Annotated in this window: 29 protein-coding genes; all 29 read left to right on the top strand. The window is 70.0% G+C overall.

Features of this window, described 5'->3' with window-relative positions; genetic code table 11:
• Nucleotides 1-148 precede the first annotated feature (148 nt).
• The 29 genes from ACFPZN_RS04200 to ACFPZN_RS04340 all read left to right on the top strand — a co-directional run bounded on the left by ACFPZN_RS04200 (nucleotide 149) and on the right by ACFPZN_RS04340 (nucleotide 20,719).
• A complete protein-coding gene (locus ACFPZN_RS04200) occupies nucleotides 149-496 on the top strand; it encodes a hypothetical protein (RefSeq protein ID WP_378280297.1) in 348 nt (115 codons plus the stop codon).
• A gap of 22 nt (nucleotides 497-518) precedes the next feature.
• A complete protein-coding gene (locus ACFPZN_RS04205) occupies nucleotides 519-950 on the top strand; it encodes a hypothetical protein (protein ID WP_378280299.1) in 432 nt (143 codons plus the stop codon).
• 75 nt (nucleotides 951-1,025) lie between these two features.
• Nucleotides 1,026-1,445: a DUF6573 family protein gene (locus ACFPZN_RS04210; protein WP_378280301.1), complete on the top strand. Its 420-nt coding sequence runs from the start codon at nucleotides 1,026-1,028 to the stop codon at nucleotides 1,443-1,445.
• Nucleotides 1,446-1,553: 108 nt separating this feature from the next.
• The gene (locus tag ACFPZN_RS04215; RefSeq protein ID WP_378280303.1) at nucleotides 1,554-1,733 is read left to right on the top strand and encodes a hypothetical protein; all 180 of its coding nucleotides are present in this window, start codon (nucleotides 1,554-1,556) and stop codon (nucleotides 1,731-1,733) included.
• A gap of 97 nt (nucleotides 1,734-1,830) precedes the next feature.
• Complete coding sequence (locus ACFPZN_RS04220) at nucleotides 1,831-2,217, top strand: hypothetical protein (RefSeq protein ID WP_378280305.1); 387 nt, start codon at nucleotides 1,831-1,833, stop codon at nucleotides 2,215-2,217.
• 80 nt (nucleotides 2,218-2,297) lie between these two features.
• On the top strand, nucleotides 2,298-2,558 hold the full coding sequence (locus ACFPZN_RS04225) for a hypothetical protein (RefSeq protein ID WP_378280307.1): 261 nt from the start codon (nucleotides 2,298-2,300) through the stop codon (nucleotides 2,556-2,558).
• A gap of 92 nt (nucleotides 2,559-2,650) precedes the next feature.
• Nucleotides 2,651-4,159 carry a phage terminase large subunit gene (gene terL, locus ACFPZN_RS04230; protein ID WP_378280309.1) on the top strand — a complete coding sequence of 503 codons (1,509 nt, stop codon included), beginning with the start codon at nucleotides 2,651-2,653 and terminating at the stop codon, nucleotides 4,157-4,159.
• 27 nt (nucleotides 4,160-4,186) lie between these two features.
• Nucleotides 4,187-5,806 (top strand): hypothetical protein, encoded by a 1,620-nt coding sequence (locus ACFPZN_RS04235; RefSeq protein ID WP_378280311.1) that lies wholly within the window; start codon nucleotides 4,187-4,189, stop codon nucleotides 5,804-5,806.
• Complete coding sequence (locus tag ACFPZN_RS04240; protein WP_378280312.1) at nucleotides 5,806-6,849, top strand: phage minor head protein; 1,044 nt, start codon at nucleotides 5,806-5,808, stop codon at nucleotides 6,847-6,849. The genes ACFPZN_RS04235 and ACFPZN_RS04240 overlap by 1 nt, the downstream gene beginning before the upstream one ends.
• Nucleotides 6,850-6,918: 69 nt before the next feature.
• Nucleotides 6,919-7,476, top strand: a complete 558-nt coding sequence (locus ACFPZN_RS04245; protein WP_378280314.1) for an HNH endonuclease signature motif containing protein — start codon at nucleotides 6,919-6,921, stop codon at nucleotides 7,474-7,476.
• Between the two features lie 139 nt (nucleotides 7,477-7,615).
• Entirely contained in the window at nucleotides 7,616-8,161 is a 546-nt protein-coding gene (locus ACFPZN_RS04250) for a GIY-YIG nuclease family protein (protein ID WP_378280315.1), read from the top strand.
• Nucleotides 8,162-8,194: 33 nt separating this feature from the next.
• Nucleotides 8,195-9,499 carry a hypothetical protein gene (locus ACFPZN_RS04255; RefSeq protein ID WP_378280317.1) on the top strand — a complete coding sequence of 435 codons (1,305 nt, stop codon included), beginning with the start codon at nucleotides 8,195-8,197 and terminating at the stop codon, nucleotides 9,497-9,499.
• Nucleotide 9,500: 1 nt separating this feature from the next.
• Nucleotides 9,501-9,878, top strand: coding sequence for a capsid cement protein (locus tag ACFPZN_RS04260; protein WP_378280318.1), 378 nt, complete (start codon nucleotides 9,501-9,503; stop codon nucleotides 9,876-9,878).
• Between the two features lie 19 nt (nucleotides 9,879-9,897).
• Nucleotides 9,898-11,082, top strand: coding sequence for a phage major capsid protein (locus ACFPZN_RS04265; protein ID WP_378280320.1), 1,185 nt, complete (start codon nucleotides 9,898-9,900; stop codon nucleotides 11,080-11,082).
• 2 nt (nucleotides 11,083-11,084) lie between these two features.
• Nucleotides 11,085-11,396: a hypothetical protein gene (locus ACFPZN_RS04270; protein ID WP_378280322.1), complete on the top strand. Its 312-nt coding sequence runs from the start codon at nucleotides 11,085-11,087 to the stop codon at nucleotides 11,394-11,396.
• Nucleotides 11,396-11,638, top strand: coding sequence for a hypothetical protein (locus ACFPZN_RS04275; protein ID WP_378280323.1), 243 nt, complete (start codon nucleotides 11,396-11,398; stop codon nucleotides 11,636-11,638). Before ACFPZN_RS04270 ends, ACFPZN_RS04275 begins: the two co-directional genes overlap by 1 nt.
• A 19-nt stretch (nucleotides 11,639-11,657) precedes the next feature.
• Nucleotides 11,658-12,056, top strand: a complete 399-nt coding sequence (locus ACFPZN_RS04280; protein WP_378280324.1) for a hypothetical protein — start codon at nucleotides 11,658-11,660, stop codon at nucleotides 12,054-12,056.
• Nucleotides 12,056-12,484 (top strand): DUF6093 family protein, encoded by a 429-nt coding sequence (locus ACFPZN_RS04285; protein ID WP_378280326.1) that lies wholly within the window; start codon nucleotides 12,056-12,058, stop codon nucleotides 12,482-12,484. The genes ACFPZN_RS04280 and ACFPZN_RS04285 overlap by 1 nt, the downstream gene beginning before the upstream one ends.
• The gene (locus ACFPZN_RS04290) at nucleotides 12,481-12,924 is read left to right on the top strand and encodes an HK97 gp10 family phage protein (RefSeq protein WP_378280328.1); all 444 of its coding nucleotides are present in this window, start codon (nucleotides 12,481-12,483) and stop codon (nucleotides 12,922-12,924) included. The genes ACFPZN_RS04285 and ACFPZN_RS04290 overlap by 4 nt, the downstream gene beginning before the upstream one ends.
• Nucleotides 12,921-13,352, top strand: coding sequence for a hypothetical protein (locus tag ACFPZN_RS04295; protein WP_378280330.1), 432 nt, complete (start codon nucleotides 12,921-12,923; stop codon nucleotides 13,350-13,352). Before ACFPZN_RS04290 ends, ACFPZN_RS04295 begins: the two co-directional genes overlap by 4 nt.
• Nucleotides 13,353-13,419: 67 nt before the next feature.
• The gene (locus ACFPZN_RS04300; RefSeq protein WP_378280332.1) at nucleotides 13,420-13,749 is read left to right on the top strand and encodes a hypothetical protein; all 330 of its coding nucleotides are present in this window, start codon (nucleotides 13,420-13,422) and stop codon (nucleotides 13,747-13,749) included.
• Nucleotides 13,750-13,764: 15 nt separating this feature from the next.
• A complete protein-coding gene (locus ACFPZN_RS04305) occupies nucleotides 13,765-14,004 on the top strand; it encodes a hypothetical protein (protein WP_378280334.1) in 240 nt (79 codons plus the stop codon).
• A 9-nt stretch (nucleotides 14,005-14,013) separates the two neighbouring features.
• On the top strand, nucleotides 14,014-14,502 hold the full coding sequence (locus ACFPZN_RS04310) for a phage tail tube protein (protein WP_378280336.1): 489 nt from the start codon (nucleotides 14,014-14,016) through the stop codon (nucleotides 14,500-14,502).
• Nucleotides 14,503-14,526: 24 nt separating this feature from the next.
• Nucleotides 14,527-15,123, top strand: coding sequence for a hypothetical protein (locus tag ACFPZN_RS04315; RefSeq protein WP_378280338.1), 597 nt, complete (start codon nucleotides 14,527-14,529; stop codon nucleotides 15,121-15,123).
• A gap of 68 nt (nucleotides 15,124-15,191) precedes the next feature.
• Nucleotides 15,192-15,419 (top strand): hypothetical protein, encoded by a 228-nt coding sequence (locus tag ACFPZN_RS04320; RefSeq protein ID WP_378280340.1) that lies wholly within the window; start codon nucleotides 15,192-15,194, stop codon nucleotides 15,417-15,419.
• A gap of 18 nt (nucleotides 15,420-15,437) precedes the next feature.
• Complete coding sequence (locus tag ACFPZN_RS04325; RefSeq protein WP_378280341.1) at nucleotides 15,438-19,178, top strand: hypothetical protein; 3,741 nt, start codon at nucleotides 15,438-15,440, stop codon at nucleotides 19,176-19,178.
• 11 nt (nucleotides 19,179-19,189) lie between these two features.
• Complete coding sequence (locus ACFPZN_RS04330; RefSeq protein ID WP_378280343.1) at nucleotides 19,190-19,546, top strand: phage tail fiber protein; 357 nt, start codon at nucleotides 19,190-19,192, stop codon at nucleotides 19,544-19,546.
• 1 nt (nucleotide 19,547) lies between these two features.
• On the top strand, nucleotides 19,548-20,240 hold the full coding sequence (locus ACFPZN_RS04335; RefSeq protein WP_378280345.1) for a hypothetical protein: 693 nt from the start codon (nucleotides 19,548-19,550) through the stop codon (nucleotides 20,238-20,240).
• Nucleotides 20,237-20,719 (top strand): hypothetical protein, encoded by a 483-nt coding sequence (locus ACFPZN_RS04340; protein WP_378280347.1) that lies wholly within the window; start codon nucleotides 20,237-20,239, stop codon nucleotides 20,717-20,719. Before ACFPZN_RS04335 ends, ACFPZN_RS04340 begins: the two co-directional genes overlap by 4 nt.

The raw sequence follows: 20,719 nt of genomic DNA on the forward strand, positions 1-20,719 counted from the left end.
GCGTCCCTTCGTCTACGTGATGGTGACGAAGTCTAGTGGGGTCGGGTGGCACGCTCCCGACGCTACGTCGTCCCCCTGATGTTGACAAGGTTGCTCGATACTCAGTAACCTTGTCTACATCAGGACGACGAAGACAGGAGCGAGGGACATGGCCAAGGCGATCACCCCCAAGACCGCCACCTGCAAGCGCTGCAAGGCCACCCTCCGCTCCGCCACCTCCATCGCCCGCGGCATGGGCGCCCACTGCGCCCGCATGGCCCGCAAAGAAGCCGCCCTCAACGCCGCCGGCTACAAGCCCACCGCCATCGCCAAGGCCCGCGAGCTCATCGCCGACGGCGGCATCGTCCCCATCCGCGGCCGCCGCGTCTTCCGCGCCGTCTCCACCGACGGCCAGAACACCTACCTCACCGCCCCGCAGGGGTGCACGTGCAAGGCGGGTCTCAAGGGCCGCCACCTTTGCTTTCACCGCGCGGCCGCCACCCTCCTCGCCGCCTAACCCAACCGACAAGGAGATCCACATGACCACCATCACGATGAACCCCGAGGACTGGACCCACCCCGCCCTCACCGAACTCCCCTGGGAGCACACCGAAGCCGACACGATCGGCGTCCACGGCATCGGCGTCCAGGAGATGGGCCGCCGCGTGGACTACGGCCCCGTGCACCACCGCGTCGACTGCTACTGCGGATGGACCTCCGGCGACTGCGCCACCGACCGGGCCGCGTTCGACGCGCTCGTCGACCACGCCCTCCAGGCACGCAAGGAGCCGGAGGCGGAGACCTTCGAGTGCGATGGGTGCCGCGTTCGCCCCGACGGGATCAGCGAGGACGGGACGACGTGCCTGTGCGCGTTCGGCGAGCCGGTCGGCGGCTGCCGGTGCCAGGCGAGCCAGGCGGAGTGGTTCGGCCCCTCCTACATCCGCGCGGAGATCGCCGCCGAGGAGCTCTGACGCCCCGCCTCGGGCCCGTCCGTCACGCGCGAACGGGCCCGGGACAGGACGCCAGACCCGAGGAAGGACAACCGGATGACCGACGACACCACCCGCATCTACGGCACCCCCATCGACACCCACACCCGCGCCGAAGCCATCGCCGCCGGCGACCTCATCCAGGCACCCGACGCCCTCACCCACGACGCCAAGTTCCGCGCCCCCGTCACCCTCACCCGCGCCGCGTGGGCCGACTGCGTCGCCTGGACCGACGACGACCACGCCCGCACCGGCGCCATCCAGGACGAAGACGGCCGCCTGTGGGACGTGCTCTGGATGGCCGCCCGCGCCGTTCGCGGCCTGAGCAGCGACGCCGCCACCGCCTGCTTCAAGGTGTACCGGGTCGCCCGGGACGCCCGCCCCGGCCCCGACGGCGACATCGAGCCGACGCCGGTCTACCTGATCGCCACCCTCCTGCCCGACGGCATCACGATCAGCCTCCCCGGCGAGGACTGACGCCCGCCCCATCCCCAGCAGCGAGAGGACCAGCCAGATGAAGAGCAACGACTGCCCCGAGTGCGGCGTCCCCATGACCGGCGGCACCTGCCGCGAGGGGTGCTGACCATGGCCGAAAACGACAACCCCTTCCAGTCCATGACCCCGGAGCAGCTGGAGCACTGGTTCCGGGAGGTCCTTCCGATCCTGGCCCGCATGCAGGAGCAGTCCGCGGCACGGGCCAGGAAGCACGCGTTGGAGTTGATCCGCCGCCCCGTGCGGCTGCGCAACGAGGCCAGCGAGGACTGACATCCCGCCCGGGGCTCGTCCGGCCCGCCACGTACGAGCCCGGGGCAGGACGCCAAGCGTCCCGCCGCCCCCGCACCACCAACCGACAAGGAGACCCATGACCACCACCACCCACACCCCCGCCTGCCACTGCCCGCCCGGCGCGACCGAGACCCTCGACAACGTCATCCTCACCAGGCACACCAGCCTCTGCCCCCGCCTCGCCGACGGGCCCCGCCTCTACGTCTGGCAGGGCCTCGCCGCCCCCGAGCTCCTGGAGACCGGCAACCTGCACGACTTCGCGGAGGCGTGGGCGATCCACGTGGAGGGGCGCATTCCCCCGGGGGAGACGATCAAGCCGATCGAGATCCGCACCTGGGGCAAGGCATACCAGGCGCGGATCGTCGAGCAGGGGATCGACGACGAGGAGGCGTTCGGCAAGTACCTGGTGACGGTCGACGAGGAGTCCGTCGTCGTGCACGTCTACCTGGCTGAGCGGCGCTGATCTCGTGTGGGCGCTCCGCTGCCCCGTGGCGGAGCGCCCACCCCGGCGTGAGACGTGAGACGGAAAGCTACTCTTGTCTCATGAACGCCGGGGGCATGAACCAAGACGTCCTCCTCACCGTCAGCGAGCTCGCCACCTTCTTCGACGGCGCCGTCTCCTACCGCGCCATCGACCAGTGGATACGCCGCGGCAAACTCACCCCCGCCGACCACACCGACAACGGCCGGCCCCTAATCCGCCTGGGCGACGCACAGCAAGTTGAAGCCGAGACGCACGGTGCGAAGCGGGGTCGGCCTCGCAAGACGCGCCCGCCCCGCTTGTACGCTGACCAGTATTTGTGACATCCTGCGATCAATGTGGTGACGCATCGCCACGAACAGGCCCGCTTGAGCATCAGCTCGCGGGCCTTTCGCGTACCCGGGGGAGGTGGCCGGTGACCACCCTCGATTTCGTACAGCAGGGCGTCCTTCAAGCCATGCTCCGCCACTACGCCACCGGTACCACCCGCCGCTGGCAAACCCCCGGGGAACTCGCCCAGACCCTCGACCCCCGCACCGTCCAAACCCCCGCCCTCGACCTCATCGACGACGAGCTCGTCCGCCTCCACGGCACCCCCGACGGCCGGCTCCTCATCTCCATGAGTCCTCAGGAAGGGAAGAGCCAGCGGACCTCTCGAAGGTTCCCGACCTGGGTCCTCGCGCAGAATCCCGACACCCGCATCGCCATCTGCTCCTACGAGCACGGTGTCGCCCGCCGCTGGGGCCGCGTCATCCGCGACGACATCAACGCCCACGGCCCCACCCTCGGCCTCCGCGTCCGCGACGACCTGTCCGCCCAGCACGAATGGCAACTCGCCGGCCACGAGGGCGGCGTCTACTCCGTCGGCATCGGCGGTGGCCTCACCGGCCGCCCAGTCGACCTCCTCGTCGTCGATGACCCGATCAAGGACCGCGAGCAGGCCGACTCCCCGACCTACCGGGAGCGCGTCTGGGACTGGTGGCTGGAGGTCGGCTCCACCCGCCTCGCCCCCGGAGCCCCCGTCGTCGTCATCGCCACCCGCTGGCACGAAGAAGACCTCATCGGCAAACTCCTCGCCGCCGAGGACGGGCACCTGTGGCGCGTGGTGAACATCCCCGCCCAAGCCGACCACCGGCCTGAGCAGGGCGAGACCGACCCGCTCGGCCGCGAGCCGGGCGAGTTCATGCTGTCGGCGCGGGGCCGTACCGCCGCGCAGTGGGAGGCGATCAAGACCCGGTCGGGGTCTCGCACCTGGAACGCGCTCTACCAGGGGCGGCCGGCCCCCGCCGAGGGCGGCATCTTCCATCGGGACTGGTGGCGCTGGTACGACACCCCCCGCTGGATCGAGCAGGCGGACGGCACCCGCTGGGCGCCCGGCGCGGACGAAGTCGTCCAGTCCTGGGACATGGCCTTCAAGGACACCAGCAGCTCCGACTACGTGGTCGGGCAGGTATGGGGGCGCTGGGGCCTGGAGGTGTACCTCCTCGACCAGATCTGCGAACGGCTCAGCTTTGTGGAGACGCTCAAGGCAGTGCGGACCCTGTCGGCGCGCTGGCCGCAGGCGACCGCGAAGTACGTCGAGGACAAGGCCAACGGCACCGCCGTCATCAACGCGCTAAGCCGCACCGTGCACGGCCTCATCCCCGTCGAGCCCGACGGGTCCAAAGAAGCCCGAGCCTCCGCGGTGTCCCCATTCGTCGAGGCCGCCGCCGTCCACCTACCCGCCCCCGAGTTCGCGCCCTGGGTCGGCGGCTACATCGACGAGCACGCCAGCTTCCCCAACGGCGCCCACGATGACCAGGTGGACGCCACGTCGCAGGCGCTGAACCGGCTGCTGCTCAACCCGATCCTCACCGGCGGCATCGTCGTGCAGGACGAGGACCTCGACGCCAGCCTCGAACACTTCAGCATCTCGCCCTACTGAGGAACGGAGGCCCGGATCGTGCGCGTGATGGATCGCCTCCAGGAGACCTGGTACCGGGCCACCGGCCGCGCCGACCTCGCCGAGGCGCTGTCCGCCGAGCGGCGCACCGTCGACTTCTTGCAGGAGTCGATCAGCGACCTCGAAGCCCGCATGTACGAGCCTGGTTGGCAGGAGCTCACCGCCTCCGCCGCCCAGGAGTTCAGCAGGGAAGGGCTCCGGCAGATCACGGCGGTATGCCGCGTCATGGCGATCAAGTCCCCGCTCATCAAGCGCGGACTGTCGCTGCGGCAGGCGTATGTGTGGGGCAAGGGCGTGGAGATCACCGCCCGCGACCCCAAGGTCAACCAGGTGGTGCAGGAGTTCCTCGACGACGAGGGCAACCAGCGGGCGTTCTTCGGCGCTACCGCCCGCCAGCAGAACGAACTGTCGCTGGGCACCGACGGCAACCTGTTCGTCGCGCTGTTCACCAACCCGACCACCGGCCGCGTGCAGATCCGCAAGGTTCCGTGGGACGAGATCACCGACGTGATCGCCAACCCCGAGGACAAGTCGGACCCCTGGTTCTACCGGCACCAGACCTGGATTGAGGAGCAGGCGCCCGGCGGCGGCATCATTCAGCGGCCACGCGTCGTGTACTTCCCCGCCCTCGGCTACCGGCCCACCACGCGGCCCCGGAACGTCCGCGACCGTCACACCGGTGCGCCTGTCGAGGTGCGCTGGGACGCGCCGATGGTGCACATCAAGGTCAACGCCCTGGACGGCTGGGCCTTCGGGGTCGGCGACGCGTACGCGGCCGTGGACTGGGCCCACGCGTACAAAGATTTTTTGACGGACTGGGCTCGGCTCATCAAGGCCCTGTCGCGGTACGCCTGGAAGCTCACCAGCAAGGGCTCCAAGCAGGCACAGGCCCGGACCAGGCTCGCCGAGGCGGCGTCCCGGTCCGCGTCAGGGGAGAGCAACTACGCCGGCGCGACCGCGGTCCTGCCGCCGGACATGATGCTCGAAGCGCTCCCCAAAACCGGCGCCACGATCGACTCCGAGTCGGGCCGGCCGCTGGCCGCGATGGCGGCGACCGCAATGGACGTCCCGGTGACGATGCTCCTCGGCGACCCGGGCGTGACGGGCGCGAGGGCGACGGCGGAGACGCTGGATACGCCGACGGAGATGATGGCGGAGAACCGCCGGGCGGTGTGGAAGGAGGCCAAGACCGCGATCCTGCGGCACGTCATCGCCTCCTCCGTGCGGGCTCCGCAGGGTGCGCTGCGCGGCACGATCACGCAGACGGGGGCGCGTGAGCAGCTCAAGCTGCGGGGCAGGGCCGAGGCCACCGTTGACATCGTGTGGCCGGATGTCCACGAGATCGATCCGCTGCAGCTCATCGAGGCGATCTTCAAGGCGGACCAGACCACCTACCTGCCGCCCCTCGTGGTGGCCCGCCTCCTGCTGCAGGCCCTTGGGGTGCAGGACGTGGACGAGATCCTCAAGGATTTGACGGGGCCGGACGGGGCGTTTGTGCCGCCGGGTGTGACGGCGGGGCAGGTGGCCGTGGACCGGTTCCGGCGGGGTGAGGATCCGGCGCCGGTGACCGGCGGCGACGAGCAATCGCCGGACGACGACCAGAACGCTGGCGACGCCCGAGGATCCTGATGGCGTTCACCTCGAAGACCCTCGGCCTCGCCCGCGCCGCCATCACCGCCGCAGGCCGCGCCGTAGACGCTGTCATCCGCACCCTCACCGCCGCCTGGGTCCGAGCCTGGGACGCCCTCACAGCCCCCTTCACCACCGCCCTGGACGCCCTCCTCGCAGGACGCGAGGACTGGCCGGGCCGCCGCACCATCGAGACCGACCCCGCCCTCCAGCAAGCCCTAGGCGACGCTGCCGCAGCCCTGGACACCCTCGCCGAACTCACCGCCACCGAGGCCACCCGCGCCGCCAGCGCAGCCACCGAGAGGGCCGCCGCCGACCAGGCGGCCATCATCGACTCGCAGCTCCCGCCCGGCCGCGCCACCATGACCCCGCGGCCGGGCGGGTTCCACCAGCGGGCCATCGACGCCATCAACACCCGCGCCCAGCAGCGCATCATCTCGCTCACCCGGCCGCTCTCTCGGGACGCGGACGCGGCGATGCGGCGGGAACTGGTGCGGGGCGTGCAGGTCGGGCGGAACCCTCGCGACTCGGCCCGGCGGATGGTGAAGCAGGTGGAGGGTGCCTTCAATGGTGGTCTGACCAGGGCCAGCACGATTGCGAGGACCGAGACGATCAGCGCCTACCGGGAAGCAGCAGCAGCCATTCAAGACGCCAGCCGCGATGTTCTCGCAGGCTGGACCTGGCTGGCAGAACTCTCGGACCGCACGTGCATCGCCTGCTGGAGTCGCCACGGAACCGACCACCCGCTCACAGAGCCCGGTCCCCAAGGCCACGTTAACTGCCGATGCAGCCGCGCCCCCCGAGCGATGTCATGGCGCGATCTCGGGATTGACCTCGACGAACCGGAAGACGACATCCCGAACGCGGAGGCCGCTTTCTGGGCGCTGCCCCGTGCAACGCAGCTTCGGATCATGGGGGCGGCGCGACTCGAACTGTTCGACCGTGGCGCGGTCGCGTGGGAGGACTTCGCGCAGCTCAGGGACAACCCGGGATGGCGTCCGAGCTGGAACGTAACTCCCATAAAAGACCTGGTCAGCCGCTAAAATAGGAGGACCCCGGCGGGTGTTGGTAGCACCCCCGGGGCGTGGCCGATCCCGCTGGAGGGGACCGACGTGACCGAGCGTACATGTTCCATTGATGGCTGCGACAAGCCCCATGCCGGACGGGGCTGGTGCACGCAGCACTACGGCAAGTGGCGCAAGACGGGTGATCCGAACTACACCGCACCCAGTCTTGACGAACGCTTCCACGCCAAGATCAACCAAGATGGGCCAATCCCAGCGCTTGACCCCACCCTGGGCCCTTGCTGGGTATGGAAAGCCTTCATAGACAGAGACGGCTACGGCAAGTTCTGGGACGGCAGCCGGGTCACCTACGCGCATCGCGTGTCATACCGCATGGCGGTCGGGTCGATACCGGATGGCTTCGAGGTGGACCACCTCTGCCGCAATCGCGCCTGCGTCAATCCGGCTCACCTGGAGGCAGTTACTCCGCGAGTGAACAACCTGCGGAGCGACTCCATCGCCAGCCAGAACGCCAGGAAGCAGCAGTGCTCGTTGGGGCACCCATTCGATGCCGACAACACCTACCAGCGTCCCGATGGCCTTGGCCGCGACTGCCGCAAGTGCCGAGCGCTGGCAGATCGCCGTCGTCACCGGAAGAAGATCTGACAGTTCAACTGGCGTGAAGGGCCGTCCTGGTGTGCGGCCCTTTTGCATGCCCTGATCTCCCGGCCTGACCTGTCCCGTTGGGGAACGGGTGGCAGGCCAGGCCGGGCACCCGTTCCCCAGCACGAGAGGCCATGCCCGCATGCGCGAGGCACACCAATGCGACTGGTTCACCATCGGCTACGGCGGGCGGCGCGGCCCCAGGTGCAGCCGGTGGGCGGACGCGGAATTCGCGCGCATGTGGGTATGTGCGCAGCACCTCAAGGCCATAGCTGATGCCGTTCGAAGCGCAAGCAGCGGCGGTCGTGGAGATGTCCCCGCGATCCGGGCGGCGGCCAGGGCCGGACTCAGAGAGTTCCAAGAGCACGAGCGCAGCCGTGCGGAACAGGAGCGCCAAGAACGCCGATGGGATCCGGACGGCCCATCGGTCGTCTACTACCTCCGCCGAGGCGACGGCCTTATCAAGATCGGATTTAGCGCTCGTCTCCATGAACGCAAGCTCACCCTCCAGCGCGAACACGGCCCGCTGGAATTGCTGGCTACGCACTGGGGAGATCGGCGTACCGAGAGCGAGATACATGACCGCTTCCGTGAGGTCCGCGCCACTGGGGAGTGGTTCCGCCCCTCGCCTGAACTCCTCCGCTGGATCTCCCGCGTGAACCGCAACCAGCAGCGCAACGCTGCCTGACCACCGGCCCGCCCGGGATGGAGGACGCACACCATGCCCACCCTCGACGAGGCCAAGTACCCCAACAGCCGGGGCTCCGGCAGCACGGTGAAGGAGACCCTCGCCGAGTCCATCCCGCTCGTCGAGGCCACCCGCGGGCAGCAGCGGACCGGCGAACGGATGCGGATCAAGCTGATCTCCCCCGGATGGGGCAGCAGCGGGCACTACAACGAAGCCGTCCTCCGCAAGGCCGCCGACGATCAGATCTGGCCGTCGGGCACCCACATGTACCTCGACCACCCCACCGCCAGCGAAGGCGTCGAACGCCCCGAACGTTCCGTCCGTGACCTCGCCGCTGTGCTCACCACCCCCGCCACCTACGAACATGGGGCCCTGCACGCGGAGGCCCGCGTGTTCGGCCCCTACCAGCAGCTCCTCACCGACATGGCCGAGCACATCGGCGTGTCCATCCGCGCGGCCGGGATCGCCGAGCACGGCGAGGCCGAGGGACGCGAGGGCATCATCATCACCGAGCTCACCGAGGGCATCTCGGTCGACTTCGTGACCCGAGCAGGGCGGGGCGGCCAGATCGTCGAGGTCCTCGAAGCCGCACGCCACGAGATGGCGCTGTCCGAAGACGCTCCCGCCATCCGCGACGAGCGCATCACCCTGCCCCCCGACTTCAAGGCACTCGAATGGGCCCGATCCCAGGTCGACGTGCCCTACCAGCCGGGCACCCCCACGTCCGCCCCTGTGGCGGAGACCATCACGCCGGCGCCGCCGGCACTGCCCAACACGAATGGAGCTCCAATGGGAGACCCCACGGGCACGTCGCCGAGCGGCGGCGCCCCGACCGACGTGAGCGAGGCCGCGACCCTGCGGACCGAACTCGCCGAGACCAAGCAGCGCCTGGCCGAGGCCGAGCTGGAGATCGCCAAGCTCGGCGACCAGTCCCGCGAGCTGGAGGAGGCCAAGCGCGACCTCGCCGAGAGCAAGCGGGAGAACCTCCGTCTCCGCGCCAACGACGCCGCTCGCGACAAGGCGATCGAGAGCCTCAAGGAGTCCACGCTCCCCAAGGTCGCCCACGCCAAGGTCATCGCCTCCGTCACCGGCCCCAACGTCCCCCTCAACGAGGACGGCGCCCTCGACGAGGCCGCGCTGGTGAAGAACATCAAGGCCGCGATCCAGGAGCAGCGCGACTACCTGACCGCGTTCGCCGAGGAGTCCGGCATGGGCCAGGTCCGCGGCCTCGGTGGCTCGGCCGAGCCCCAAGTCGACACCGAGAAGGAGCTCGGCGAGGTCTTCGCCTCCCTGGGCATGACCGAGTCGGCCGCTAGCGCGGCCGCGAAGGGACGCTGACATGGCGACCAACCGCGTGTACGAGCACGGCACCCAGTTCGAGGCCAACGTCTCCGGCGTCACCGGCACCGGCGACGGCGGCCTCGTCATGTCCGGCGACCCCGTCGTCATCGGCCAGCTCCCCGGCGTCGCCCTCACCACCGAGGACGCCGACGACGGCATGGCCACCATCCAGACCGACGGCGTGTTCGACCTGCCCGTCAAGGGTGAGACCACCACCAACGCGGCCATCGCCGTCGGCGCGATCGTCTACTACGACGCCGCCGCCACCCCCCACAAGCTGAACGCCGACTCCACCAACGGCGTCCGCTTCGGCTACGCGCTGGAGGCCGTCTCCTCGGGGGCGACGACCACCATCCGCGTGAAGATCGGCTACTGAGGCCAGGAAGGAACCAGCAATGTCGAACCTCGACGTCCTGGCCGACGAGGGCACCCGCCCCGCCGCGAAGGCCACCCCGTCCTGGCTGCGCGAAGGTGCCGGCCACGCTATCCGCAAGCTCTCCGAACGGCAGCAGGTCAACCCGAACTACCAGCGGGACCTGGTCGAGGCGGGGCGCCTGTACGAGCGCGCCGTCCACGGCAACCGCCGCGCGATGCTCGACTTCGAGGAGGCCATGACCACCTCGGACTTCAGCATCCTGTTCGCCGACATCCTCGACCGGCAGGTGCTGGGCTCCTACCAGGACTGGCCGTCGGAGTGGGCCCGGTACACCCGCCGCGGCACGGTCAGGGACTTCCGCACGGTGAAGCGCTACACCCTCGACGGCGGCGCCGCCGTGCTGGGCGAGGTCCCCGAGCGCGGCGAGTACCCCGAGGCCGACGTCGTGCCCGGCGAGTACGAGTACCGGGTCTCCAAGCGCGGCCGGCGTCTCGACCACACCTTCGAGATGCGGGTCAACGACGACCTCGACATGTTCCGCGAACTGCCCATCACCCTGGGCCGCGCCTCCAGGATGACGGAGGACAAGTTCGTCACCGAACTGTTCGCCCAGTCCACCGGCCCGAACTCCACGTTCTTCTCCGTCGGCCACGGCAACATCGTCACCGGCAACCCCGTCCTGTCGGTCGACGGACTGCAGGACGGCATGACCCAGATGGGGCAGCAGCGCGACCGCGACGGCAACCCGATCTTCATCCAGTCGGTGAACCTGGTCGTGCCGCCGGCGCTGGAGGTCGTGGCGAACAACATCATCAATGCCACGGAGGTGCTCGCCGCGTCCGGCGGCGGCGACGGCACCGGCAACAACCAGCTCCGTACCGCCAACTGGCTGCGGAACAAGGTGAGCGTTGTGGTGAACCCGTGGCTGCCGATCGTCGACACCACCTCCGGCAACACCGCCTGGTACCTGATCGCCAACACCATGGCCGGGCGTCCGGCGATGGAGATCGGTTTCCTGCGCGGCTACGAGCAGCCGCAGGTGTTCGTCAAGGCCCCCGACTCGCTGCGGGTCGGCGGCGGGTCCGTGCCGGTGGAGGACGGCGACTTCGAGACCGACGCGATCCGGCACAAGGTGCGGCACATCCTGGGCGGCACGCTCATGGACTACCGCATGGCCGCGGCCTCGAACGGCTCTGGCTCCTGACCATGACCGACAGGCAGCTCCGCACGCCGAGAACACCGACGGACTCCTACCTGGCGGCGATCCTCGACACCCTCGGCGAGATCCGTGACCGTCTCCCCGCACTGGCTCCGGCCGAGCGGCCGGACGGGTCGGTGGAGCTGCGTGAGCCTGCCGCCTCCGCCCCCGCAGGCGGCGGGGAGGCGCCGCCCCCAGAGCCCTCCGGGGGCGGCGAAGGGCCGGGCGCCACTGCGGCGCGGCGCCCGGCCCGCACCTCCCCGGCCAAGACAGGGGCCCAGACCACCCGCAAGCGAGCCCCGAAAAAGGAGGCCACCTGATGGCCAGCACCGCGAAGGGCCAGCCGAACGGGCTGGCCACCCTCGACTCCAGCGGCCACGTGCCCGCCGCCCAGCTCGGCGACGTCGGCGGCTTCACCCAGGGCGCGGCCGTCGCCGACGTCGCCACGGCCAACGCGGACGCGACCTACGGACAGCCCGAGGCCGACCTGATCAACGAGCTGAAGACCAAGCTCAACGCGCTCCTGGACAGCCTCCGGGACGCCGGGCTCATCGACACCTGACCACGCGAGAGGAGGCGCAATGCCCATCGACTACACCACCGACGCGGGTCGTGTGCGCCTCCTGATCGCCGACACCAACGAACCCGATCTGCTGCTCACCGACGAGCAGATCGCCGCGTTCCTGAGCATGGCCCGCGGCGCCGGCACCCCCCGCATCAAGCGCGCCGCCGCGAGCGCGCTGGAGGCCATCGCCGCGTCCGAGGCTCTGGTGGGCAAGGTCATCCGCACCCAGGACCTGTCCACCGACGCTGCCAAGCTCGCGGCCGAGCTGCGCGCCCAAGCTGCGGCACTGCGCGGCCAGGCTGACGACGACGAGGAGAACGACCCCGACGGCGGCGGGATCTTCGACATCGTCGACATGGTCCCGCCGTTCCAGCGCCGCTGGACAGCCGAGGGCGCCGAGGCGGTGGACTGGTAATGCCCTTCCCCGGCACGCACGTCATCCCTCCGGACTGGTCCAGCCATCACCGGCCGACGGCCACCAGCGCGATGACCGCAACCTGCGTCATCGCCCGCGCCACCGGTCAGGGCATCACCGGGCCGACCGGCATCTGGGACCCCAGCGAGGCCACCACCATCTACACGGGGCCGTGCAGGGTCGTGCCCCGCGCGACCGACGAGGGCCGCCACCGCACCAGCGGAGAACGGCAGGTCACGCCGCGCCGCTACGAGGTCACCATCACCTACGACGCCGCCACGATCCGCCTCGGCGACCAGGTCCGCATCACCGCCGCCCAGGACGCGGGGCTCGTGGGGCTCACGACGCGGGTGATCGACGTGTCCTACTCGTCCGAGCAGTGGCAGCGCGTGCTGTTCACCCAGGAGTTGCAGGAGGACACCACGTGAGGATCACGATGGATGTCCGGGAGGTACGGCGCCTTGCAGACGACCTCGGCGACGCGGGGCCCCGCGTGGAGGAGAAGGTCAAGGACATCACCGAGAGGATCGGCCACGACGTCGTCCGCTCCGGACAGGTCGGGGCGCCGGTCGACACCGGCCACCTGCGCGCCACCATCGGCGTCGACATCGACCCTGATCGGCTCGGGTTCGAGGCTGGCCCCACGGCCTCGTACGGAGGGCACGTCGAGTTCGGGACCCTGCCGCATGAGATCCGCCGCCGCCCGGGCGGCCCGAGACTCCACTGGGTCGCCAACGGCACCCACCACTTCCGCGAGCGAGTCTGGCACCCGGGCACCGCGCCACAGCCCTACATGATCCCGGCGTTCGAACGGCACGTACCGCAGGCCGTGACCGCGATGGCGCGGGCCGCCGGGGACATCCTGTGATTCCGGTCGCTCCGGCTCGGCCCCACACCGACGCCGTGGTCGCCGCCCTCCAGGTCGCGGACGTCGCGGTCGGCCGCGGCGAGAAGCCACCCGGCGCGGGCTATCAGGGCCAGGACCAGAACTCCCAGCACATCCCCTACGCCGTCCTGTTCCCCACCCCCGGCACGCCCGACGGGAACGTGGCGGAGCCGTATGAGTACCTCGACTACACGGTGCAGGCCACCTGCGTGGGCGCCACCCAGGAAGGCGCCGAGGCGCTCGCCGACATGGTGAAGGTCGCCCTCGTGGGTCAGCGGCTCGCTATCGCGGGCAGGTCGTCCTACCGCGGCGAGCTCCTGGTGGACCGGCCCGCGACCCGCGACGACACCGTCGTGCCCCCCGAGCACTACGCCGTGCTGCAGATCCGCTGGCGCACCCAATCCACCTGACCCCGTCTCACGCGAGCCCGCCCACCCGCGGGCTCTCAGCCATGCCCACACATCGGAGGAGAGTCCGTTGGCCCAGCTCAACGTCCAGGCCGTGACCCGCGCGGGCACCGGCCTCAACCCCACCTACGTCACCGCCAGCGGCGGCGGCGACACCGTCCGCACCGGACCCCGCACGTTCCTGCACGTCAAGAACGGCCATTCGTCGCCGCAGACCGTCACGATCGTCACCCCTGGCACCTACAACGGCCTCGCCGTCGACGACCTGGAGATCGCAGTCCCCAACGCCGGCGAACGGATGATCGGGCCGATCGACGACACCTTCCGCGCCTCCACGGGCCTGGCGTCCATCACCTACTCCGGCACGACGTCGCTGACCATCGCCGCGATCCGGATCTGAAGAAGGAGCCCCGCCATGGCCGTCGGCTTCGTCCGCTGCCGCCGCAAGGACGACCACTCGGTCGTCACCGACATCGCCGAGACCGCCCTGCCGCACTGGCCCGACTGGGAGCCCATCCCCGCCAAGGAGCCCGCTCTCCCCGCCGAGCCGGCGTCCACCTCGGCGGAGACCCCGGCCGACCAGGGGTCCCCGAGCAGCACCACGACCGAGTCCGCCCGCAAGAGCCGCAGCCGTGCGGCCGACCCCAAGGAGTAGTGATCCCGCATGGCTGGAGCCGACCTGCTCGGTGACGGCAACGTCGCCGTGATCTTCGCGCTGTCCGTCGCGTCCATCTCCGCGCCCACCGCCTCCGAATGCAACGGCGGCACCGCCCTCCAGGAGTTCATCACCAAGGAAGGGCTGCAGATCGAGGCCGAGCAGGAGGCCGTGGACAACACCGCCCTCGCGAGCCGCAGCGAGACCGAGGACGCGGGCACCACCAAGTACCAGATCGAGCTGACCGTGAAGCGCAAGGAGGTCCCGGCCGAGGACGTCGGCTACAACACCCTCGTCGCCGGCCAGCTCGGCTACCTGATCGTCCGACGGGACAAGGCGCACGAGACCACGTTTGCCGCCGACGACCGCGTCGAGGTGTACCCGGTCCGGTGCGGTACGCAGCGGGACCAGCCGCCGGAGCTGAACACGCCGCAGACGTTCATGATCAAGCTGTTCAACCACACGGCGCCCGACACTCGCGCCGTCGTCGCGGCCTGAGCCGGGGAGCGGGGGCAACGCACCATGGCCACTTTCGAGGACATCCTCAAGAGCGCCAAGCTGCCGGAGGGCAGCGTGCCGCTCTGCCTGCGCGGCGACCTGCAGCGTCGCCACGAGGACCTGGAACGCGAACTCCAGGACGCGCAGGAGGCGGACAGGCAGGGCTCGTCGCTGGCGGACGGCGGGAAGGCCCGCAAGGTCGCCGAGGAGATTCAGCAGATCGAACGGGAGATGAGGGAGCACACGCACCCGTTCGCGTTCCGCGCTCTCCCGAGCCGGGAGTACCGGGACCTGGTCGCCGAGCATCCGCCGCGCAAGGACGACCAGATGGACGCCTTGTACGGGGTGAACATGCACACGTTCCCGCACACGCTGATCTCCAAGTGCTGCATCGACCCGCCGATGACGGTCGAGCAGGTCGCGGACCTGTGTGACGTCCTCACCGATGGGCAGCAGATGGACCTGTTCCTGTGCCCTGCGCAGCTCAATCGGGAACGGGTCGACATCCCAAAATCCGCCGCGGCCTCCGCGGTTCTGGCGAGTACCGCGCCGAAGTCGAAGCGGCCCGCGCCTGGGGTATCAGCAGGCGGCGGCTCCTCGGCTGGGAGCCTCGCCGGGTAACGACCTACACCTACGGAGAGGACGGGCGGCTGCTCCGCTCGGAGACCATCACCGAGCCGGAATGGGACGTGGAGTCCCGAGCCGAGGCCATCGCCCTCCTCGACGTCGAGGCCGACACCTGCACCGGCTGTGGGCAGCCTCTCTCCGAGACGACCCACCCGGACGCGTTCGGTGGCTACAAGACCGAGCCCCCCGTCCGGTGTAACGGCTGTGACGCCCTGAGGCTCGGCCAGAAGGACTATGCGGAGGTTCCGCACTTCCACACGCTGAGGTGGCGCGTCCACCGCACCTGGTGAAGGGGGTGACCCGCGCCCATGGCAGACCGCACCGTCTCCGTCCGGCTCCGCGCGGACGTCACCGCCTTCATCGCCGCGATGCGCGCCGCCGAACGCGCCGTCAACCGGTTCGGCGACGAGGCAGAACGCAACGCCAACCGGGCCCGCGTCTCCTTCGAGCAGCAGCGCGGCGGCGCCGACCGGCTGGAGCGCGAGCTGCGCCGCCTGATGGAGACGCAGCGGCAGCAGTCCGAGGAGTCACGGCAACAGTCCGAGGAGACCCGCCGCAACTCCGACGAGACCCGCCGCAGCACCGAGGAGAACGATCGCAACACCCAGTCGCAGAACCGGAACCGCCGCTCCACCGAGCAGGCCACCCGCGGCCTGACCGCACAGCGGGGCACCCTGGTCTCCCTCATCACCCTCGCAGGATCTGCTGGTGCGGCAGCGGTGTCCGCCGCGGTCGCGTTCGGTGCATTCGCCACGGTCGCCGCGCCCGCGGTCTACCGGGTGGTGTCCGCGCAAGAGGACCTGGCCGAGAACTGGTCGAAGCTGTCGGCCGAGGAGCGGGTGTCGGCGATCCAGGTCCGCGCCCTCACACAGGAGTACAGAGCCCTCGCCAAGAGCTATGAGCCGCAGGCGCTCGGAGCGTTCAACTCCATGATCTCCACGGCGCGGGGGCTGCTGCCGCAGATCGCGACCCTGGTCGGTGGTACATCCGGCTCCATCCAGACCTTCATCAACAGGATCAACGAGTTCGTCAGCGACCGGGTCGGCGGGGAGTTCCTCGCCTGGGCTGGGCGGGAGGCGCCTCGGGCGCTGGACGTCCTGGGCGGAACGCTCGTCACCGCCGGGGACACCGCCCTGGACCTGCTGCAGGACATCGAGCCGCTCGGCATCGGGCTGCTGCAGCTCACCCACGGCACCCTGTCGGCGATCAACGCGGTCGCCAACCTCAACCCGATGCTGGCGCAGTTCGCCGTGTCTGCACTGCTCCTGCGGGCGCCGCTGCTTGGGGTGGCGAACATGGTGGGCGGCACCCGGGACCGGATGCGCGCATTCTCAGCCGCGAACGCCGGCGCATCCCGCTCCGCCAAGATCCTGCACGGCGTCATGGCAGCGGGCCCGGCGCTGTACGTCGCCGCCGGCGCCGCGCTGGTGCTGTTCGCGATCCACGTGGCGAACGCCAAGACCGAGACCGACAAACTGATCGAAGGTCTCAAGATCCAGCACCGGGCGACCGGCAACAACTTGCAGGGCTACCAGTCGCTGCGCAACGAACTCCAGACCCGGTACGTCAACGCGGTCCGCGCCGCGGACGAGGCACAGCGCAAGTCGGTCAAGACCGCGCAGTCCTCCAAAGAGGGCACCGACGGGGCGCGGCAGTCCGCGGAGCGGATGCGCGATGCCCAGAAGCGGCTGAAGGAAGAGATCGAGGCGACCGACGCCAAGATCCAGACGATCAACCGGGCCGCGAACATCCTCGGCATCCGGTACGGCGTGACCGCCGACCAGGCCCGCCGCATGGCCGACGCCGCGGGCGTGGACCTGTCGACGGCGCTGGACGGCACCGGGAAGATCACCAACCAGGCCGCGGCGAAACTCGACCGGTACCGGGCCGCGGTCGAGCTGGCGAACCAGCCGATGAAGCAGATGGCGTTCGCCCTCCAGGACGCCGGCAACAAGGCACTCACCCTCACCGACCGGCTCAAGGCGCTGCAGGCCGCGTTCGAGGCCCAGTTCACCCCGAGCATCGCTGCCTACCAGGCCACCACCCAGCTCAAGGAGGGCTTCCGGACGCTGGCCGAGCAGATGTCCAAGGCCAAGGGCAGCATGGACGGGTCCTCGGCCGCCAGCTTGCAGTTGCGGAACGCCTTCGCTCAGCAGCTCACCACCCTGCAGCAGCTCCACACCTCGACATTCCAGCTCACGGGCGACACCAACCGGGCCAATGCCGCCGTCAACCAGTACCTGCCAGTTCTCTACGCGCTGGCAGGCGGCAACCGTGAAGCCCGCGCGCAGGTCGACGCCCTCGCCCGGGTGACCGGGTTCAACATCAACCAGACCAACATCTCCAAGCAGGCGTTCATCACGCAGGCCAGCGCGATGCTCGGCAGCAAGGCGTCGGCTGAGGCGCTGTGGCGGGCCTACGTCAGGCTTACCGGGGCCACCACTTCGGGGACGACCGCGGTCACGGGCTACATCGACCGGGTCCGCGCCGCCGCCAACGAGGAGCGGACCAAGGCGGCCCGTACGCATGGTGCTGCGACGGCACAAGGCGTGTTCAACACCAAGATCCGGGATGCGTTGCCGGTGCTGTACGCGCTGGCGGGCAACAACCGGGCGGCGCGGGCGCAGGTGGATGCGCTGGCTCGCAGCACGGGCCATGCGGCCGGGGTGACCAACACCAGCCGGGAGGCGTTCCTGCGGGCGGCGGCGGCGATGAAGATCGGCCGCGACCGCGCTGAGGCGTTGTGGCGCGAACTGAACAAGATCAAGAACCGGGATGCGCACGTCAGCGTCACCGCTCAGGGGTCCTGGCACGCCAAGCAGCAGCAACAGTGGGCGGGCCGCTACCACGGCGGCCCCATCTACGCCTCCGTCCCCGGCGCGACCCGGGCCCGTGACTCCGTCCCGGCGATGCTGCGCGTCGATGAGCACGTATGGACGCCGGAGGAAGTGGACGCCGTCGGCGGTCACGCCGCGATGTACCGGCTCCGCGCCATGGCCCGTGCAGGCCAGCTCCAGGGCTACGCCCGCGGCGGCAAGGTGTCGCTCTCCAATGACCGCCGGTCCACGCCCCGTGTGGTCGGAGACGTGGTCGAGCCGATCAACGTCGGCGTCGCCGGGATGATCGCCTCCATTGCCAAGGTGTTCGCCGCCGCCTACAAGAAGATGATGTCCGGCGGCGGCGTGGTTGCCGCGGCCCGCTCTCAGATCGGCGTGCCCTACTCCTGGGGTGGTGGCGGACCGGGTGGCCCGAGCCGCGGCATCGGCCGCGGCGCCGGGACCGTGGGCTTCGATTGCTCGGGCTTGACCGAGTACGCCTGGTGGCGCGGGCGGCGCGTGTCGATCGGCGGGGTGACCTACAGCCAGTACCCCAACTCCACGCCAACCGGGCGCCGGCCCGGTGCGCTCGGGTTTCCGCACATGAACCACGTCGTCCTCGCCTCCGACAAACCGGGCTACATCATCGAGGCCCCGTACACCGGTGCCCGCGTCCGTGAGGTCCGCTCCTCCCGCGGCTACGAGTGGCGTTGGCCGAAGGGTGCTGGCAAGGCCAAGGGCGGCCCGGTCACCGAGCACGAACGCAGGCTTGGCCGCCGGTTCGTTGACTCCTCCGGCGGGCCGTTCATCGTCGAGGCCAAGACCCTGGAGATCGCCGGGGACCCCGGCGGCATGGGCATCGCGGGCTATGGGGCCGGCGGCTGGGTGTCCGGCCGGCCCGGACATGACCGGACCCTGGTCCGGGCGACGGCGGGCGAGTACGTCATCAACCGGCGTCGCGCTGCCGAGCATCCTGGCCTGGTCGAGGCCGTCAACGCCGGGCGGGTTGGGGAGGCGATGGTGAGGCCCACCATCCGCGCGTCTGCCGCGGTTGCCGGCGGCGGCGCTGGCGCTGGTGGAGGCCGTGGGGCCGGCAACTTGACGGTGGTGCTCCAGATGGAGAACCACGGCGTGATCGGGTCGCGCATCGAGGCGGAGAACTGGCTGGCCAAGGGCTTGGAAAGCCTGCGCCGCCAAGGGCGCCTGCCGGTGCAGCCCTCCGGTCGAGGCTGAAAGGGATACCCATGGGATTGAGCCCCGCAGGCAAGAACGTGATGCTGGACGCCTGGGGCGCCGTCGCCGTCTGGCTCAGCCTCCACGACGGCGACCCAGGGACTACAGGAGCCAACGAGCTGGCGGGCGGATCCCCGGCCTACGCCCGGCAGCTGGGCGCATGGGACCCCGCCACGGGCGGCGTGATCACCCTCGCCGGTTCAGAGACGTTCGACGTCCCTGCGAGCTCGGACGTTACCCACTTCGGGGCGTGGTCGGTGGTCAGCGGCGGCACCTTCTACGGTGGCGGGGTGGTCTCGTTGCCCGAGTCGTTCAACGGCCAGGGCATATACATCCTGGACGACACCACGAGCTTCACTCAGACCTGACATGGCCCTCCCGCTCGTAGCCACCGCCGAACAGGGAGTTCTGGGCGCCACGGTCGGCACCGGCGAGTCCGGGTCCGGCGACCCCTGGGACGCGGTCGTCGGCACGCCGACGATCACCTACCAGTCCGAGCACGCCCGCGGCCGGATGGCCTACCAGGTCGTCGCCGGGGCGGCCGCGCAGCAACTGGTGTGGACGTCAGCCAGCGTCGGATCGGTCGCTCAAATCTACGGCCGGTTCTACCTGTGGTCCCATGCGCACCCCAGCACGCCCACGGGGGTCTTCCGGTTCGTGGCGTCCGGGTCGCAGACGGCGAGGCTGCGGTACGGCAACGACGGCACGCTCGTCCTGGCTGACGCAGGCAACGCCACCGAGATCACCACGGCCGCGATCTCCACCGGCAAGTTGATCCGCGTCGGGTTCCGTGTCCAGTTCGTCGCGACGAACGCAACCCTCGTGATCAACGTCTACGACAATCCGGCATCCCTCACGCCGTCCGACACCGCGTCGATCTCGACGGCCGCCGGTGTCGGCACGGCCTGCGACCGTGTCGAGATCGGCTCCTTCAACTCGGCTACCTGGACCGGATGCCTCTCTGACATCGCCCTGTCGGCCACCGGCGAGCCCGGCCCGATCGTGTCCACCCCACCCGTCCCGGCGCTGCGCCGCCAGACCAGAGCCCTACTCGTGAGGTGATGATGGGACGCCGCTACACCGCCCCGATCAACGTCGGCGCGCACACCACGCAGCTCGACTACTTCGAGCTCCTCGCCGGAACGGGCAAGCCCGTCAAACTGCTGTGCTTCGAGCTGGGCCAGACCACCGAGCTGGGCGACGCGCAGGAAGAGATGATCCCGCTCGTCCTCAAGCGCATCACCGGCTCCCCGACCTCTGGTTCGGGCGGGGCCACGCCGACGCTTCAGCCCGTGCTAGCCAGCGGCGCGGCATCCGGTGCGACCCTGGAGACCGGCAACACCACCAAGCTCACCGGCGGCACGACGGCAGAGCTGGCACGGTTCGTATGGAACGTGCGCGCCGGCCTGCTCTACCAGCCGCCCCCGGAGGAACAGATCGTCGCCGACGCCGGAACCCGGCTCGTCCTCGAAGAGGTCGGCACACCCGCCGACTCCATCACAGGACCGATCGGCCGGATCGTCGTCGAAGAGATCGTCTGA

This window comes from Actinomadura rugatobispora (genome assembly GCF_042656285.1).
GTDB classification, from domain to species: domain Bacteria; phylum Actinomycetota; class Actinomycetes; order Streptosporangiales; family Streptosporangiaceae; genus Spirillospora; species Spirillospora rugatobispora.

Bases quoted from the DNA above. Each gene is read 5' to 3' on its own strand.
- ACFPZN_RS04215 (WP_378280303.1), top strand. From the start codon at position 1,554: ATGGCCGAAAACGACAACCCCTTCCAGTCCATGACCCCGGAGCAGCTG.
- ACFPZN_RS04260 (WP_378280318.1), top strand. From the start codon at position 9,501: ATGGCGACCAACCGCGTGTACGAGCACGGCACCCAGTTCGAGGCCAAC.
- ACFPZN_RS04200 (WP_378280297.1), top strand. From the start codon at position 149: ATGGCCAAGGCGATCACCCCCAAGACCGCCACCTGCAAGCGCTGCAAG.
- ACFPZN_RS04335 (WP_378280345.1), top strand. From the start codon at position 19,548: ATGGCCCTCCCGCTCGTAGCCACCGCCGAACAGGGAGTTCTGGGCGCC.
- ACFPZN_RS04235 (WP_378280311.1), top strand. From the start codon at position 4,187: ATGGATCGCCTCCAGGAGACCTGGTACCGGGCCACCGGCCGCGCCGAC.
- ACFPZN_RS04275 (WP_378280323.1), top strand. From the start codon at position 11,396: ATGGCCAGCACCGCGAAGGGCCAGCCGAACGGGCTGGCCACCCTCGAC.
- ACFPZN_RS04310 (WP_378280336.1), top strand. From the start codon at position 14,014: ATGGCTGGAGCCGACCTGCTCGGTGACGGCAACGTCGCCGTGATCTTC.
- ACFPZN_RS04280 (WP_378280324.1), top strand. From the start codon at position 11,658: ATGCCCATCGACTACACCACCGACGCGGGTCGTGTGCGCCTCCTGATC.
- ACFPZN_RS04205 (WP_378280299.1), top strand. From the start codon at position 519: ATGACCACCATCACGATGAACCCCGAGGACTGGACCCACCCCGCCCTC.
- ACFPZN_RS04225 (WP_378280307.1), top strand. From the start codon at position 2,298: ATGAACGCCGGGGGCATGAACCAAGACGTCCTCCTCACCGTCAGCGAG.
- ACFPZN_RS04305 (WP_378280334.1), top strand. From the start codon at position 13,765: ATGGCCGTCGGCTTCGTCCGCTGCCGCCGCAAGGACGACCACTCGGTC.
- ACFPZN_RS04210 (WP_378280301.1), top strand. From the start codon at position 1,026: ATGACCGACGACACCACCCGCATCTACGGCACCCCCATCGACACCCAC.
- ACFPZN_RS04285 (WP_378280326.1), top strand. From the start codon at position 12,056: ATGCCCTTCCCCGGCACGCACGTCATCCCTCCGGACTGGTCCAGCCAT.
- ACFPZN_RS04270 (WP_378280322.1), top strand. From the start codon at position 11,085: ATGACCGACAGGCAGCTCCGCACGCCGAGAACACCGACGGACTCCTAC.
- ACFPZN_RS04255 (WP_378280317.1), top strand. From the start codon at position 8,195: ATGCCCACCCTCGACGAGGCCAAGTACCCCAACAGCCGGGGCTCCGGC.
- ACFPZN_RS04240 (WP_378280312.1), top strand. From the start codon at position 5,806: ATGGCGTTCACCTCGAAGACCCTCGGCCTCGCCCGCGCCGCCATCACC.
- ACFPZN_RS04250 (WP_378280315.1), top strand. From the start codon at position 7,616: ATGCGCGAGGCACACCAATGCGACTGGTTCACCATCGGCTACGGCGGG.
- ACFPZN_RS04330 (WP_378280343.1), top strand. From the start codon at position 19,190: ATGGGATTGAGCCCCGCAGGCAAGAACGTGATGCTGGACGCCTGGGGC.
- ACFPZN_RS04325 (WP_378280341.1), top strand. From the start codon at position 15,438: ATGGCAGACCGCACCGTCTCCGTCCGGCTCCGCGCGGACGTCACCGCC.
- ACFPZN_RS04315 (WP_378280338.1), top strand. From the start codon at position 14,527: ATGGCCACTTTCGAGGACATCCTCAAGAGCGCCAAGCTGCCGGAGGGC.
- ACFPZN_RS04220 (WP_378280305.1), top strand. From the start codon at position 1,831: ATGACCACCACCACCCACACCCCCGCCTGCCACTGCCCGCCCGGCGCG.
- ACFPZN_RS04265 (WP_378280320.1), top strand. From the start codon at position 9,898: ATGTCGAACCTCGACGTCCTGGCCGACGAGGGCACCCGCCCCGCCGCG.